The organism is Marinobacter sp. L-80, assembly GCF_056859395.1.
Genome location: NZ_JBSXOI010000077.1, coordinates 588,762 through 604,103 on the forward strand (window position 1 = coordinate 588,762; position 15,342 = coordinate 604,103).

The following is a 15,342-nucleotide window of genomic DNA, read 5'->3' on the forward strand; positions in this document are numbered from 1 at the left end:
AAACGGATGGATCAGTCTTCAGACTCGCCCTCTCCTCCCGGAGCCTGCTGCGGAATGCGGACATTTCGGGCAGGAACCACAGTGGAAATAGCGTGCTTGTAGACCATCTGGCTGACAGTATTTTTCAGCAAAATCACGAACTGGTCGAAAGACTCAATCTGGCCCTGAAGCTTGATACCGTTGACCAGAAAGATGGAAACCGGAATGCGTTCCTTGCGCAATGCATTGAGGTAAGGGTCTTGTAACGAATGCCCTTTTGACATGTGTTTTCTCCTGTTTTTAGTAAATGCAGATCGTCATTTGTCAAAATTAAATGTGGTGCGAAGTCGGATTTTTTTCAAGGCTACCTCAGCGATATGTTTGTCGCCGCTGTCCAGCCAGTCCAAATCTGACCACTTGCGCAACCAGGTCAACTGCCGCTTCGCCAGTTGGCGTGTTGCTGCCACTCCCTTGCTGACAAATGTCTCGTAGTCGTCTTCCCCGGACAAATAGCTCCAGGCCTGGCGATATCCGACACAACGCATGGAAGGGAGATCAGGGTGCAGGTCGTCCCGGATCATCAGAGCCCGAACTTCATCAACGAACCCCGCCTCCAGCATTTTTAGAAACCGCAGGCGAATACGCTCATGAAGCACCCGCCGCTCAGGCGGCGTCACGGCAAGTTGAATTACAGTATACGGAAGCAAAGATGTTTCGTCTGCCTGCCAGCGAGTGAAATAGGTGTAATCCTCAATGTCGCCGACCTGCGCCACTGCCGTCGTTTGCTCACAGCCACCCTGATCGGCTCGCCAGAACTCCGAAATCGGCTTGCCGGTAAGGCGCAATACCTCCAGGGCCCGCATCAGACGCTGCCGGTTGTTCGGATGGATCCGCTCGGCTGCCACCGGATCACTGGCCCGCAGCTCTTCATGCAAAGCCTCCCAACCCCGCTCCTCTGCCTCCTGCTCCAGCGCCCGTCGTACGTCGGGGCTGGCCGATGGCAGACCGGACATTCCATGCAGCAACGCTTTGAAATACATCATGGTGCCGCCGACTAGAAGCGGGATCCTGCCTGCGGCCGTTATTTCGGCCACGGCGGTCAGCGCGTCCCGACGGAAATCCGCAGCGGAGTATGTTTCCGCCGGATCGCAGATATCAATCAGCCTGTGGGGCGCCCGCGCGAGCTCTGCGGCCGTGGGTTTGGCCGTTCCGATATCCATACCCCGATAGATCATTGCGGAATCTACGCTGATGATGTCGCAAGGCAGGTGGTCGCAGAGCGCCATGGCCAGGTCTGTCTTTCCGGAAGCCGTGGGCCCCATCAGAAAGATGGCAGGAGGCAGTGACACCTCAGCGCCCCCGGAGAAACAGCTTGTCCAGCTCAGACATGGTCACCAGGGTCCATGTCGGCCGGCCATGGTTGCACTGGCCACTGCGCTCGGTCGCCTCCATGTCCCTGAGCAGCGAATTCATCTCCGGAATGGTCAACTGCCGGTTGGCACGCACTGAACCATGGCATGCCATGGTGCCGAGCAGCTCATGCGTCACCGCCTCGACACGATCACTCTGACCGTGCTCAATGAGATCCGCCAGAACGTCACGCACCAGCTGTTCTGTGTCAGCACCCCGCAGAAGCGCGGGCACCTGCCGCACAGCGAGGGTTTCCGGACCAATCCGCTCAATCTGGAGACCAAGCTTCTGCAGTTCTTCACCGTGACTCTCGGTCAGGGCGGCTTCTTTCTGGCTGACCGCCAGCGACAGCGGCACCAGCAACGGCTGGCTTTTAAGGTCCTGCTCGGCAAGCGCCCGCTTCATTCGCTCATAGGTAATGCGCTCGTGGGCCGCGTGCATGTCCACAACAATGAGCCCCGCACGACCCTGGGCAAGAATATAGATCCCGTGCAGCTGGGCGATGGCATATCCGAGCGGCGGCTCCTGGTCACTGTCTGCAGGCGGTGTTGGCATTGGTGTGGCGGCGCGATCGCTTACGGGCATAGCCTGCTGTCCGTCGCTTCCGCCACCGGCATTCAGGGACTGATAAAACGCCATCTGATCGCTGGCGCGCCACTCCTGTTGGGGCTGCGACTGTCCGCCAAAGCCGGCGCCTGAGCTGCCGGGGTAACCATAGCTGGATACCGATGGCTGGCCGTTCCAGCCCGCCTCTGCAGAGGCACCGGTGGACGGAACGGCTTCCTGACCCTGGGTGACTGCTTCGCGACCAAAGGACTGCGCCACCGCGCCGCGGAAATGATCGTCCGGCCGGACATCGGCCAGCGCCTTGTGCAGGGTTCTGAAGATGAAATCGTGAACCAGCCGACCATCCCGGAACCGGACCTCGTGCTTGGTCGGGTGGACGTTTACATCGACGGTGGCGGGGTCGACTTCCAGATACAATACAAACGCCGGGTGCCGGTTATTGTAGAGTACATCCCGATAGGCCTGGCGCACGGCATGAGCTACCAGGCGGTCACGAATAACGCGGCCGTTGACGAAAAAATACTGAAGATCGGCCTGGCTGCGCGAAAATGTGGGAAGAGCGACCCAACCCCAGAGGCGCAGCCCGGTGGCCTCCGCATCAATAACCACCGCGTTATCGATAAACTGCTGGCCGCACAGGGATCCAATCCGACGCTCGCGATCGAGGGCCGATTCCGCTGGCCTGAGGCTTTGAACGACACGCTGGTTATGGCGCAACGTGAAGCCAGCATCGAAACGGCTCAGCGCCTGGCGCCGCACACATTCTTCGACGTGATTGAATTCTGTCTTTTCAGTACGCAGGAATTTGCGGCGAGCCGGGGTGTTAAAAAACAGGTCGCGCACTTCAACGGTCGTTCCGACCGGATGCGCTGCAGGCGAAATTCTCGCGTCCATTTCCCGGCCCTCGACCTCGACCCGAGAGGCCGCTTCCTGCGACTCGGTCCTTGAGGTCAGGGTAAGACGAGAGACAGAGCTGATACTGGCAAGCGCTTCTCCCCGGAAACCCAGGGACGCCACGGCTTCCAGATCGTCCAGACTGGCAATCTTGCTGGTCGCATGGCGGCTTAGCGCCAGGGGAAGATCGTCTTCCTCAATACCACTGCCGTCATCCCGAACTCGAATCAGCTTGACGCCGCCCTGCTCCACCTCAACATCGACGCGGTTGGCGCCGGCATCCAGGGCATTTTCAACCAGTTCTTTGACGACAGACGCGGGGCGCTCAACCACCTCACCCGCGGCAATCTGGTTCGCGAGCCGCGGTGACAGCAATCGAATGGGGGGCATGTTACAGAAAAACCTCTTGATCAGGACGCGGGAATACGAATGGTTTGCCCTACCATAACACGGTCGTCCCGAAGGTCGTTAAACTGCATCAGCTCACTGACGGTCGTCTGATTTTTCCGGGCCACGCCGGATAGCGTGTCTCCACGCTGTATCCGATAGTGGCTGATGCTGTTTCCACCCTGGCGATTCTGTTTTTGCCACGCCAGCAGGGTTCCAGGCGGGGGCGTTTTCTGGAAGTAGTCATCTATGCCTTTCATGATGGCGCCGGCCAGCTTGTTGCGATACCACTCAGTGGCCAGGTTTTTCTCTTCCTGGGGATTCGATACGAAGCCTGCTTCCACGAGGATGGAGGGAATATCCGGTGATTTCAGAACCGCAAAAGCGGCCTGCTCAACGCCAGGCTTGTGCAACTTCGCCACGCCGCCCAATTTGCCCAGGACCGAACTGCCAACCCCCAGACTGGCGTTGATACTGGCCGTCATGGAGAGGTCCAGCAGAACACCGGCAAGCATGTCGTCACGGCCATCGAGGGACAGCCCGCCGGCACCACCGATCAGATCCGACCGGTTCTCACTATTGGCCAGCCAACGGGCGGTTTCACTGGTGGCGCCGCGTTGGGAAAGGGCGAAGACCGAGGCACCTTTGGGTTGTGGTGTACGGAAGGCGTCGGCATGGACCGAGACGAACAGGTCAGCGTTGTATTTCCTGGCCAGAATCGTGCGATTGCGAAGGCCAATGTAGTAGTCCCCGGTTCTGGTCAGCTTGGCGGTATAACCCGGCCGATCATTGATGAGGTTGGCCAGGGTTTTCGCCATTTTCAGAACCACATCCTTTTCACGGGTTCCCCGCGGACCAATAGCACCCGGATCTTCCCCGCCGTGCCCGGCATCAATGACCACAATAACGTCCCGCTTTCCGGATGAATCCTGGGTCACGGTGGGCGTTGTCGCCTTTTCCAGCCGGCTACCGCTTTCATCAATCAGGTCGACCACCAGTCTGTGGCCGTACTGCTGATTCGGCTCGAGCTGAAAACTCCGCGGTTTGATGTCAGCCTTGAGATCCAGAACGACGCGCAAATCGGTGCCGTTTCTGGGGGCGCTGCGGATTCGCTTGATCGGACTGCCGGAAAGGTCCAGACCGGAAAAATCGGTCTTCAGGTTGGCATTCTTGAGATCGATCACCAGCCGCGCCGGGCCGCTCAGGGAGAAAATGTTGTGCTCCACCTGCCCGCCAGTGTCCAGAACCAGCCGGGTATGATCGGGCGCGGGCCAGATACGGGCACTCTCAACCTGTGTCGCCGCCGAACCGTGAAACGCCAATGTCATAAGCAATAGCGCAATCGGCCAGACCAGTTGTTTACTCAGCTTTGCACAATTCATAAAGCTTACCTGCCAGTTTATTCCCGGTTCCGGGCTCACTATGACGCCGGACCAATCAACTCCAGTTCGTTCAGCACCCCGGCGCCCGGCTCTGAGCGGGCCCTGAGGACTACAGAGCGCCCCTCTCCCCGGGTTTCGAGATGAACCTCCAGGTCCGGCTCGGGCAATATGCCCTTGCCTCTCTCGGGCCACTCGATCAGGCACAGGTTTTCGGCGGAAAAATAATCGCGGATGCCCATGTATTCCAGTTCTTCGGCGTCGCCCAGGCGATAAAGATCAAAATGGTATGTCGGTGGATTCAGAGTCTCGTAGGGCTCTACCAGGGTATAGGTCGGGCTCTTTACGGCCCCCTCATGACCCAATCCGCGCATGACGCCCCGACTGATGGTGGTTTTACCCATGCCGAGCTCACCATCCAGATAAACAACCAGGCCATGGCCAGACTCCACGACGGTCCTGGCCAGTTCCCGACCGAGATGCTCGGTTTCGGCCTCGTTCTCCAGAAAAACCCGACGCTCGTTACCCATTATGCTCATAACGATTCAGCCCCCGGACTCCTTTCAGATTCCCGAAACACCAACGGCAGCGCATCGATGACATCGGTCGGTATCAGCCCGATAAACCCCGTGGTTCTCGCAGCACGGTCAGCCGCAGCAAGGTGCACGGATGCGCCCAGCACGGCCGCTTTCTGTCCGTCACCAATCTGAGCCAGAACAGCCGCAACAATACCTGAGAGCACATCTCCCATTCCGCCAGTCGCCATTCCGGGATTGCTGCCGCTGATGATATCCAGGCCGCCGTCCTCAGACGCGACAACGGTGCCGGCGCCTTTCAAAAGCACCGTGCCGCCATACAGCGTCTGCAGCTTTCTGGCGGCGGCCATCCTGTCTGCCTCAACCTCGGGCACCAGGCAATTCAGCAACCTGGCCGCCTCGCCCGGATGAGGAGTCAGGATGTGATTATCCGCCGGGATGGCTACCCGACCAGACAAAAGGTTCAGCGCATCCGCATCCAGCACCCGCGGCTTGCCGCTGGCAACCACCTGCTCGAGCATCTGCTGGCCCCAGGCGCTTCGCCCGATACCCGGGCCACACACGACAACCGAGGCAGCATCAAGCAACGTCGGCAACTCCGAGCCATGGATCAGGCCATGAACCATGACGGATGGACATCTTGCCAGGGCCGCTGTCACATGCTCGGGGCGGGTCGCCAACGACACGAGCCCGGCACCCGATCGCGCCGCAGCCTCTGCCGCCAGCAGACCGGCCCCACCGAATCCGCGATCACCCGCAACCACCAGCACATGCCCGAATCTTCCCTTGTGAGCGTTGGCAGGCCGGGGTGGTAGCCAGGGCATCACAGAACCCCAGTCACGACGGCGGGCGACGGGCTTCTGGCCGCTACCGGCGATACCCTCGTCGGTATCCAGAGATTCGAAAACCACCTCGCCGCACGCTGCTGCACCTTGCCCCGTGAACAAGCCAGCCTTGAGCCCGATAAAGGTCACTGTCCTGGCCGCATTAACCACATCCCCCTCGGCCGCTCCCGTGGTCGCATTAAGCCCGGAGGGCAGATCCACTGCAAGGACAGGCGCTAAAGCGCTGTTACACCGGCTTATCAGAGTCGCAAACGGTTCCCGGGGGGCACCGGACACGCCAGTACCGAGCATGGCATCAACAATCAGGCCCGCGCTGGCAAACAGATCGTCCAGCGATGACTCGCCGAGAGCCTCGAGGTCAAGAACATCTACACCGTCCGCCAGGGCCTTTTGCCAGGCTTTACGGGCGTCGCCGGACAATTTGCCGGTTGGCGCAACCGCGACACAGCTGACGTCCAGATCGTGCCTTTTCGCACTTGCCGCGACCAGGTAACCGTCACCACCGTTGTTACCCGCACCGCACAGGACCAGCACCGAGCCGCAGTTTGGCCAATGCCGTACCAGGCAGCGAAAAGCGGCGTGGGCGGCGGACTGCATCAGTTCAAAACCATCAACACCTTGCTGATCAATCACATAGCGATCGATCTGCCTCACCGCATCGGCGGAAAACAGTGCGTCTGGTAGACTGTGCCCAGCGGACGGCGGCATGAACCTTTGCTCCCGTTACAGAAACCGGTTTAAGAAAATTGGCCAGATACCTGTAAAGCATAGCAAAACAGTAGAAAAGGTCATAACTTAATCAGATTAAATATCCGTACACGGGTTCAGCACCGAATTCCAGCATCGGCAGTCACTATGAGCACCACAGCAACCTGTACCACGACACACCCGGAACTTGCGGATCTGCCGTCGCTCATCCGCCGGTGGGCAGCTGAATTCGGGTTTGCCGATGTGGGCATTACCAACGCGGACACGGGCGAGCACGCCGACCATCTGAAGGACTGGCTTGCGGCAGGTTACCAGGGCGAGATGGATTACATGGCCCACCACGGTGACAAGCGCTATACGCCTGCCTCTCTGGCGCCGGGCACCACGCGGGTTATATCCGTGAGAATGGACTATTTGCCCTCACCAGACAGTCCGAAAGAAGCGCTTACTAACCGGGAGGGTGCTTATGTCACGCGTTATGCGCTGGGTCGGGATTACCATAAACTGATCCGTAAGCGTCTTGCACAGCTGGCAGCGAAGATTGATGAGGCCGTTAGCGGATACGATTACCGGGCTTTTGTAGACAGCGCTCCGGTGCTGGAACGCGCACTGGCGCAGAGAGCAGGCCTCGGCTGGATCGGCAAGAACAATATGCTGATTCACCCGAAGGCCGGCTCGTTCTTTTTCCTCGGGGAAATCTTCACCAGCGCCCCCCTGCCCATCGATGAACCCTTTGAAACGGATCATTGCGGCAGCTGTTCGGCCTGCCTCGACCTTTGCCCGACGGACGCCTTTGTTGGCTCGCACAAGCTTGATGCCCGACGTTGCATCAGCTATCTCACCATCGAGCTGAAAGGGAGTATCCCAGAGGAGCTGCGACCGCTAATGGGCAACCGGGTTTTCGGTTGCGATGACTGCCAGCTGGTGTGTCCATGGCAGAAGTTCAGCAAACCGACCAGCGAAAAGGACTTTCAACCGAGGCATGGGCTGGACAACAGCTCCCTGGCAGAGCTTTTTCTCTGGACCGAGGAGCAGTTCCTCAAACGCACCGAGGGCTCTGCGATTCGGCGCACAGGCTACGAGGGCTGGCTCCGCAACCTGGCGGTCGGGCTGGGCAATGCGCCGTCAACCATCCCGGTAATTGAGGCCCTGAAAAAACGCGCGGACCACCCTTCCGAGGTGGTCCGCGAGCACGTCCAGTGGGCTCTGAAGCGGCATGGCCTATAGCTTGAAGAACTGTTCCCGGTAATGACGCAGTTCGTTGATGGAGTCCCGGATGTCGTCGAGTGCAAGGTGGCTACCTTTCTTTTTTACGCCGGCGAGGACATCCGGGCGCCAGCGGCGAGCAAGTTCTTTCACTGTGGATACGTCGAGATTCCGGTAATGGAAGAAGTCTTCCAGTTCGGGCATGTATTTGACGAGGAACCGGCGATCCTGGCCAATGCTATTGCCGCACAGGGGTGACTGGCCCTTTTCTACGTGTTTTTTCAGGAATTCGATGGTCTGCTGTTCGGCTTGAGACTCGGAGATATCGCTTTCCTGAACGCGTTTGGTGAGTCCGCTTTCACCATGGGTACGGGTGCACCATTCGTCCATGGAGTCCAGAAAGGATTGTGGCTGATGGACGGCAATAACCGGTCCTTCCGCGACAATATTGAGTTCCGAATCGGTGATGATTGTGGCCATTTCGATGATCCGTTCTTTTTCCGGATCCAGGCCTGTCATTTCCAGATCGATCCATACGAGGCGATTGCTTTCTGCCATTTTGTTACCAGCCTTCTGAGTGCGGTGGTAGTGGTGCTGGGTCCGGCTTTCCGGAAACCGCTACGAGCACATCCATGTGCGCTTGGCGTCGGCCATCCATGGCCGCCGACATTTCCGGAAAGCCGGACCCAGCCCCACTGCGAAATCAGGTGATATACCTTGAACGTCTCGGCATTGCCCAAGCCGAGTAGCTACGATTGCAGTATGATGGCACACCAAGGGCGAAACTTTCATCTGGTTATCCGGGACATAAATGGCAAAACGGCGACTGAACAAACAGCAGCAATTCCGCATCAAGAAAGTCCAGGAGGAGCGTGCGGCCCGGGCGGCGCGCAAGGAGAAGAAGGTTCAGGAGCAGGCCGACGCCGGCGAGCTCGGGCCAGAGCAGGAAGGGCTGGTTATTGCTCACTACGGGCAACAGCTGGATGTCGAAGCGCTTGAAGGCGACCAGGAAGGCGATGTGGTTCGCTGCTTTGTTCGGGCCAACATTGATAGCCTGGTAACTGGCGACAAGGTTGTCTGGCGGCCGGGTAAGAATGAGACGGGGGTTATCGTTGCCCGCAGTGAGCGCCGCAATCTGCTGCAGCGGCCGGATAATTTTGGTGCCCTGAAGCCGGTGGCCGCAAACATTGATCATATTATTCTTGTGATTGCGCCGGAGCCGGAACCTCACGATAACCTGATTGACCGGTATCTGGTTGCATCCGAGATCACAGACATTCCGGCAGTGATTCTGTTGAACAAGACCGATCTGATCACCGACAGCAACCGGGAGTACATCGACGCGCTTCTGGGCCGGTATGAGGCCCTGGGCTATGAGGTGGTTCGAACGTCTGCGGCTGAGTCCGGTGATAAACCTTCGCCAGAGGTTGAGGCACTGGTGAAGGATCAGACCAGTGTGTTTGTGGGGCAATCCGGGGTGGGCAAGTCATCCATTATCCAGACACTGATGCCCGATGAGGCCATTCGCGTGGGGGCTGTGTCGGAGAGCACCGGCAAGGGGATTCACACGACAACCACGGCTAAGCTGTTCCACCTGCCGCTAGGAGGCGATCTGATTGACTCGCCGGGGATCCGTGAGTTCGGGCTCTGGCATATGACAGCGCAGGAGATCGAGTATGGCTTTCGGGAAATTCGGGAGGTGATCGGCACCTGCAAGTTCCGCAACTGCCGGCACATGGGTGACCCCGGTTGCGCCATCGACAGAGCTGCGGAGGAAGGGAAAATCAGCCCGGAGCGGCTGAAAAGCTTCCACCGGATTCTTCAGGATATGACGGAGCAGCAGGCCCGCGGGCTGAAGCTGGACTGACAGACCCGAGCGGCCTTACCAGTTGAGTTCGCCAGGGGCCGGCTCTTCTTGTTCCTGCAACCATTCCCCGCTTTCCAGACGCTCACGGGCCGCCTCCTGCTCCGCCTCGGTTGGCTGGGTCAGATCGATCAGGGGCTCATCTGACTGGCCAGCGCTACTCTGGATGTTATCGACGGTTTTCTTGTTGAGGACGATAATGGAGATGCGGCGATTCACCGGCGCGTTCGGGTCTTCGTTGTCGAACAGTACGGAATCACTCAGGCCAACCACGCGAGCAATCTGCTGCTGACGCACACCCCCTGCAACCAGCGCTCTTCGGGCGGTATTTGCCCGGTCTGCCGATAATTCCCAGTTCGTGTAACCCGGCCGACCGCTAAATGGCGTGGAGTCGGTGTGCCCGGTAATACTGAGCTTGTTGTTCACTGAACCCAGAGTTTTCGCAAGCTCAAACAGAATATCCTGAGAGTAGTACTTCAGCTCGGCCCGGCCGCTGTCGAACATGGGGCGACCGGAGCGATCGACGATCTGGATCCGCAGGCCCTCGTCGGTTATATCGATCAGCAACTGATCCTTGAACTCCTGCAAAGTCTCATCCTGCTTGATTTGCTCCTTCAGCTCCTGAAACAACTCCTGCATACGTCGCTGTTCAAGAGTTTCAGAGAGCTCATCCACCACTTCGTCTTCAATCTGGATCTGGCTCGATTCGATATCCGGACTCGCCTCGTTGACGACCGAGGCACTGCCCTCAAGGTCCACAGGGTTTGGAGAACCACCCTCGGTAAAGCCAACGGGATCCCGGAAGTAACCCTCAACCGCTTTTTTTTGCTCCGGCGATGCCGTAGCGGTTAACCACAGAACCAGAAAGAAAGCCATCATGGCGGTGGCGAAATCGGCAAACGCGACCTTCCAGGAGCCACCGTGATGGCCACCTGCAACAACCTTTTTCCGTTTGATGATGATCGGCTGTTCTTCCACGAATCGGCTCCGGGTTCAGATGAGGGCGGTGTTACTTGGAACGAACGTGATCATTAAGCTCCTGGAACCCAGGGCGCTTATCCGTGGGCAACGCCTTGCGGCCAAACTCAATGGCCATCTGGGGTGCTTGCCCGGAAACCGTCGCCACAATCGCTGATTTGACGCACTCGTAAGCCTTCAGCTCATACTTCGCAGCGTGTTCCATGGCGATAGAAGCAGGACCCACAAAACCATACCCCATGAAAATACCCAGAAAAGTACCCACCAGTGCTGCAGCCACACTGAGACCAATTTTTTCCGGGCCTTCAGTGAGAAAGTTCATGGTAATTACGATACCCAGCACCGCAGCGACGATGCCAAGCCCCGGCAGCGCATCGGCGATTTTGTTGACCGCGTGAGCAGGCTCCTCAAGCTCGTGCTGACGACTGTCGATCTCATTCTCCATCATGCCTTCCAGCTCGTGGGTCGCCATATTTCCGGAGCTGATGATGCGAAGGTAGTCCGTGATGAACGCGAGCAGTTCCTTGGACTTCATGACGGCTGGATATCGACTGAAAATCTGGCTTGCCTCGGGATTATCGATGTCCTCCTCGATCGCCATGACGCCTTGTTTACGGGATTTATCGAAGATCTCGTAAAGCAGACTCAGCAGATCCATGTAGAAAGCCTTTTTATAGGGTGAGCCTGTGAGTAACTGGACTCCCTTACCAAAGACTTCTTTGAGCGTATGGACGGGGTTAGCAATGATGAACGAGCCCAGAGCCGCCCCGAAAATGATTAACACTTCGGTTGGCTGCCAGAGCACCATCAGATTGCCGCCGTGGAGAACATAGCCAGTCAATACGCTGGCCAGAACAATAATCGAACCGACGATCAGTAACATAGAATCTACGCACGCCTTATTTTCTTGGTTATCGGCCGGAGCCGGAAGCTGTCACGCAAAAGGTGACACGATAATAGCAAGGCCGCGTCATAACCGCGAAGCCATGAAACAATTTCTATACAGGTAGCAGTCTTTGGTAAACTTCGCGCCTTTGAGCGCAAAGGATCACATCTAATGTTCGACAAGCTTTTTGTTCTTAGCCAGTACATCACGCCGCAACTGGGGGTATCCAACCTCGCCGGCCGTCTGGCGGACAATGACCGCTCCCCTGCGCTCAAGAACCGGGTTATAAAATGGTTTATCGGCCGCTATGGCGTTGACATGAGCGAAGCCGCCGAGCCTAACCCTGAAGCCTACGCCACGTTCAACGATTTCTTCACCCGGGAGCTGAAGCCTGGCATCCGCCCCCTGGCGGACGGCGAAAAAACCCTGGTCAGCCCCGTTGACGGCGCCATCAGCCAGCTCGGCCAGGTCACCGGAGACCGGGTTTTCCAGGCAAAGGGCCAGTCGTTCAGCCTGAGCGAGCTGCTCGGTGGCGAAGAGGCGACCACAGCCCCGTTTGCCGATGGCGAATTTTCTACAATCTACCTCTCGCCCAAGGACTATCACCGGATCCACATGCCGATGGCCGGCACGCTTCGACAGATGATCCATGTTCCCGGCAAGCTTTTTTCGGTCAACCCGGTAACCGCCGAAAATGTCCCGAATCTGTTCGCCCGCAATGAGCGGGTTGTCTGCATCTTCGACACCGCCTCCGGCCCCATGGCCCTGGTACTGGTTGGCGCCATGATTGTCGGCAGCGTGGAAACCCGCTGGGCAGGCGTTGTTGTGCCCGGCAGACGGCAGGTCACATCAACACTGTACGAAGGCGAGCAGGCCATCACCTTCGATAAGGGTGAAGAAATGGGCCGGTTCCGCCTGGGCTCCACTGTGATTGTGGTTATGCCAAAAGGCGCCGTCAGTTGGAACAGCAATCAGGTGGCCGGCAAAACCGTTCGCATGGGCGAGGCGTTCGGCGCCCTGGCGTGATCAAGTTCCGCAGGCTCAAGCCCGCTCGAACGGAAACGCCAAGACCTCACGGATGTCCTGGACTCCCAGCTTGAGCATCAGCAGCCTGTCCAGCCCGAGTGCGACACCGGAGCACTCGGGCAAACCCTGATCAAGCGCAGCGAGAAAAGCCTCATCCAGCTCCATTTCAGGCTTTCCGGATCGGCTGCGAAGCTCGTTATCGGCCTCAAAGCGCAACCTCTGTTCTCTTGGATCGGTCAATTCCCAGTAACCGTTACAAAGCTCCAGACCATCTACATAGAGTTCAAAACGATGCGCGGTCTCATAACCGTTAGACTTCGAAACTCTAGCGAGAGAAGCCTGCGAGGCTGGATATCCCGTTATGAAAACGGGCCTGCCCCGTCCCAGATTCGGCTCCACGGCAAAACTCATCAACAGATCGAGGCAGCCATCCCGACCAAGGTCCGCCAATTGCTCTGGCTCCAGCCACTCCTCACAGCGGCGCATCAGTTCAAGGTCCGTCGCTGCGAACGGGTCAATGTGCGCCCATCGCCTGAGGGCATCGCGATACTGAATGATTTCCGGCCGCTCGCATCCCAGCCAGCCGCAGACAAGGTCCGACACTTCAGCCATGAGCGTCACATCGTCAAAGCCTGTCCGATACCATTCGAGCATGGAGAATTCGGGGTTGTGACGACGCCCCTGTTCGCCATTGCGGAACACCCTGGAGATCTGAAAAATGGATCCACAGCCGGCCGCAAGCAATCGCTTCATGTGGTACTCGGGAGACGTCTGGAGCCACCCGCCTTTGCGTGTGCCGGCAGAAACCTGCGCGGGGATGCCGTCAAGATTGACATCAGTAACGCCACATCGCCCAAGCACCGGGGTTTCGACCTCCAGCACTTCTCGCTTCGCAAAAAAGCCGCGCACAAACGCCAGTTGTTGTGCGCGGCTTTTCAGGGCAGCCTGCGAGGCAGAGGGCTGCCAGACAGGTTCGCGGTTCATGACCGGATCAACTGCTCTTTACCCGGCTCACGTACTCGCCAGAGCGGGTATCCACCTTCAGGACTTCGCCGATGGTGATGAACAGGGGTACGTTGACAACCGCACCGGTAGAGAGTGTTGCCGGCTTGGAACCACCCTGGGCGGTGTCACCTTTCATTCCCGGATCGGTATCGACCACCTCAAGTTCAACGAAGTTGGGGGGCGTTACAGACAGCGGCGAGCCGTTGTAGAGCGTTACCGTATAAACGTCCTGCTCTTTCAGCCACTTCAGCGCGTCGCCAACCGCTTTGGCATCAGCCGGGTACTGCTCGAAGGAACCGTCAGTCAGCATGAAGTGCCAGAATTCACCGTCGGTATAGAGATACTCCATATCCTGATCAATGACATCCGCAGCTTCAAGACTTTCGCCGGACTTGAACGTGCGCTCCCAGACCCGGTTGGTCATGAGGTTACGCAGCCTTACCCGGTTGAAGGCCTGACCCTTCCCGGGTTTGACGAACTCATTCTCGAGAATGATGCAGGGGTCGCCATCCAGCAAAACCTTAAGACCGCCGCGAAATTCGTTGGTAGAATATGAAGCCATGAAATGTCCACCTGACAAAATGCTGTTTAGAATTCGAAGGGCGTTATGATACAGCGAACCCCCGCCCGTATAGAAGCCCACCTTTCCGACCACGAACAACGCAGCTGGCAGCAACTGCTGTCGGGCGCTGTTAAGTCGCCGAAGGAGCTGCTCCGCCGCCTCGAGTTGCCCGAGGAACCGTGGCTTGCAGGGGCAGAACAAGGCCACCGGCTTTTTCAGATCCGGGTACCTGAACCCTTCCTCAACCGGATGGAAAAGGGCAATCCGGCCGACCCCTTGCTTAGACAGGTGCTTCCGCTGGCGGACGAAGCCGGCCACGCGCCCGGTTTTGTCAGCGATCCTCTCGAAGAATCCGGCGCCATCGCCACCACCGGGCTCATCCGCAAGTACCGCAGCCGTGCCCTGCTCATGGTAACCGGACAGTGCGCGATCAACTGCCGGTACTGCTTCCGCAGGCACTTTCCCTACGACGAGCAACGCCTGAGCCCTCACGACCGGCAGCGGGTAATTGATACCCTTGGCGCCAGCCCGGAAATCAACGAAGTCATCTTCAGCGGCGGCGATCCCCTGGCCGTCAATGATCGCCTACTCAGTCAGTGGGCAAGCGCTATCAGCGGGATACCCCACATCCGCCGGCTGCGCCTGCATACCCGCTTGCCAGTTGTGATTCCCCAGAGGGTTTGCGACGAGTTACTGAAGTGGCTGTCGACGACTCCGCTCCAGGTAGTGATTGTCCTGCACATCAACCACCCGGCAGAGATCGACGGCCCCACTCGCCGTGCGCTCGGATACCTCCGGGCCGCAGGCGCAACGCTCCTGAACCAGAGCGTGATCCTCAGGGGTGTAAATGATCGAACGGCGGTGCTTGAAGAGTTGAGCGAGACCCTGTTTGATGCGGGCGTCCTGCCCTATTACCTGCATGCATTTGATCCGGTGACAGGCGCTCACCATTTCGACGTATCCGATGATGAGGCCCGAAATCTGGTGCGTGAGCTGCTGGCGCGCCTGCCCGGTTTTCTGGTGCCGAAGCTGGTGAGAGAAGAGCCTGGCAAGGAAAGCAAGACCCCGATCAACCTGTTCCCGTGACCAGCTTCACAAAAAACGGCCCAA

The 15,342-nt window shown here is 58.3% G+C and carries 15 protein-coding genes; 4 read left to right on the forward strand and 11 right to left on the reverse strand.

Annotated features, from left to right (window positions below):
• Positions 1–11: 11 nt before the first annotated feature.
• The 6 genes from hfq to AC13E3_RS22370 form a co-directional block, all read right to left on the reverse strand.
• On the reverse strand, positions 12–263 hold the full coding sequence (gene hfq / locus AC13E3_RS22345; RefSeq protein WP_008170056.1) for an RNA chaperone Hfq: 252 nt from the start codon (positions 261–263) through the stop codon (positions 12–14).
• A 33-nt stretch (positions 264–296) separates the two neighbouring features.
• Positions 297–1,301 (reverse strand): tRNA (adenosine(37)-N6)-dimethylallyltransferase MiaA, encoded by a 1,005-nt coding sequence (gene miaA, locus AC13E3_RS22350; RefSeq protein WP_482902624.1) that lies wholly within the window; start codon positions 1,299–1,301, stop codon positions 297–299.
• 28 nt (positions 1,302–1,329) lie between these two features.
• Positions 1,330–3,240 carry a DNA mismatch repair endonuclease MutL gene (mutL, locus tag AC13E3_RS22355; protein WP_008170053.1) on the reverse strand — a complete coding sequence of 637 codons (1,911 nt, stop codon included), beginning with the start codon at positions 3,238–3,240 and terminating at the stop codon, positions 1,330–1,332.
• 20 nt (positions 3,241–3,260) lie between these two features.
• The gene (locus AC13E3_RS22360) at positions 3,261–4,565 is read right to left on the reverse strand and encodes an N-acetylmuramoyl-L-alanine amidase (protein WP_413540216.1); all 1,305 of its coding nucleotides are present in this window, start codon (positions 4,563–4,565) and stop codon (positions 3,261–3,263) included.
• Positions 4,566–4,657: 92 nt separating this feature from the next.
• Positions 4,658–5,155 carry a tRNA (adenosine(37)-N6)-threonylcarbamoyltransferase complex ATPase subunit type 1 TsaE gene (gene tsaE, locus AC13E3_RS22365; RefSeq protein WP_092031013.1) on the reverse strand — a complete coding sequence of 166 codons (498 nt, stop codon included), beginning with the start codon at positions 5,153–5,155 and terminating at the stop codon, positions 4,658–4,660.
• Positions 5,152–6,705: an NAD(P)H-hydrate dehydratase gene (locus tag AC13E3_RS22370; protein WP_482902573.1), complete on the reverse strand. Its 1,554-nt coding sequence runs from the start codon at positions 6,703–6,705 to the stop codon at positions 5,152–5,154. The genes tsaE and AC13E3_RS22370 overlap by 4 nt, the downstream gene beginning before the upstream one ends.
• Positions 6,706–6,852: 147 nt before the next feature.
• On the opposite strand from AC13E3_RS22370, the gene queG reads away from it, so the two are divergent.
• On the forward strand, positions 6,853–7,932 hold the full coding sequence (gene queG / locus AC13E3_RS22375; protein ID WP_288365186.1) for a tRNA epoxyqueuosine(34) reductase QueG: 1,080 nt from the start codon (positions 6,853–6,855) through the stop codon (positions 7,930–7,932).
• Here the strand turns inward: queG and orn are convergent.
• Positions 7,927–8,469 (reverse strand): oligoribonuclease, encoded by a 543-nt coding sequence (orn, locus tag AC13E3_RS22380; protein WP_008174128.1) that lies wholly within the window; start codon positions 8,467–8,469, stop codon positions 7,927–7,929. The two genes, queG and orn, sit on opposite strands and share 6 nt — an antisense overlap.
• A 253-nt stretch (positions 8,470–8,722) precedes the next feature.
• Here orn and rsgA point away from each other — a divergent pair, with 253 nt between their 5' ends.
• Positions 8,723–9,778 (forward strand): small ribosomal subunit biogenesis GTPase RsgA, encoded by a 1,056-nt coding sequence (gene rsgA / locus AC13E3_RS22385; RefSeq protein ID WP_014577800.1) that lies wholly within the window; start codon positions 8,723–8,725, stop codon positions 9,776–9,778.
• Between the two features lie 15 nt (positions 9,779–9,793).
• Here the strand turns inward: rsgA and motB are convergent, their stop codons facing one another.
• A complete protein-coding gene (gene motB, locus AC13E3_RS22390; RefSeq protein ID WP_273094576.1) occupies positions 9,794–10,753 on the reverse strand; it encodes a flagellar motor protein MotB in 960 nt (319 codons plus the stop codon).
• Positions 10,754–10,784: 31 nt separating this feature from the next.
• Positions 10,785–11,636, reverse strand: coding sequence for a flagellar motor stator protein MotA (motA, locus tag AC13E3_RS22395; protein ID WP_008174118.1), 852 nt, complete (start codon positions 11,634–11,636; stop codon positions 10,785–10,787).
• A gap of 174 nt (positions 11,637–11,810) precedes the next feature.
• Here motA and asd point away from each other — a divergent pair, with 174 nt between their 5' ends.
• Positions 11,811–12,665: an archaetidylserine decarboxylase gene (gene asd, locus AC13E3_RS22400; RefSeq protein ID WP_008174116.1), complete on the forward strand. Its 855-nt coding sequence runs from the start codon at positions 11,811–11,813 to the stop codon at positions 12,663–12,665.
• Positions 12,666–12,680: 15 nt separating this feature from the next.
• Here the strand turns inward: asd and epmA are convergent, their stop codons facing one another.
• Together epmA and efp are read right to left on the reverse strand one after the other, a co-directional pair.
• Entirely contained in the window at positions 12,681–13,649 is a 969-nt protein-coding gene (epmA, locus tag AC13E3_RS22405; RefSeq protein ID WP_008174115.1) for an EF-P lysine aminoacylase EpmA, read from the reverse strand.
• A gap of 7 nt (positions 13,650–13,656) precedes the next feature.
• On the reverse strand, positions 13,657–14,232 hold the full coding sequence (gene efp, locus AC13E3_RS22410) for an elongation factor P (RefSeq protein WP_008174112.1): 576 nt from the start codon (positions 14,230–14,232) through the stop codon (positions 13,657–13,659).
• Between the two features lie 45 nt (positions 14,233–14,277).
• On the opposite strand from efp, the gene epmB reads away from it, so the two are divergent.
• Positions 14,278–15,318, forward strand: coding sequence for an EF-P beta-lysylation protein EpmB (gene epmB / locus AC13E3_RS22415; RefSeq protein ID WP_008174110.1), 1,041 nt, complete (start codon positions 14,278–14,280; stop codon positions 15,316–15,318).
• Positions 15,319–15,342 lie beyond the last annotated feature (24 nt).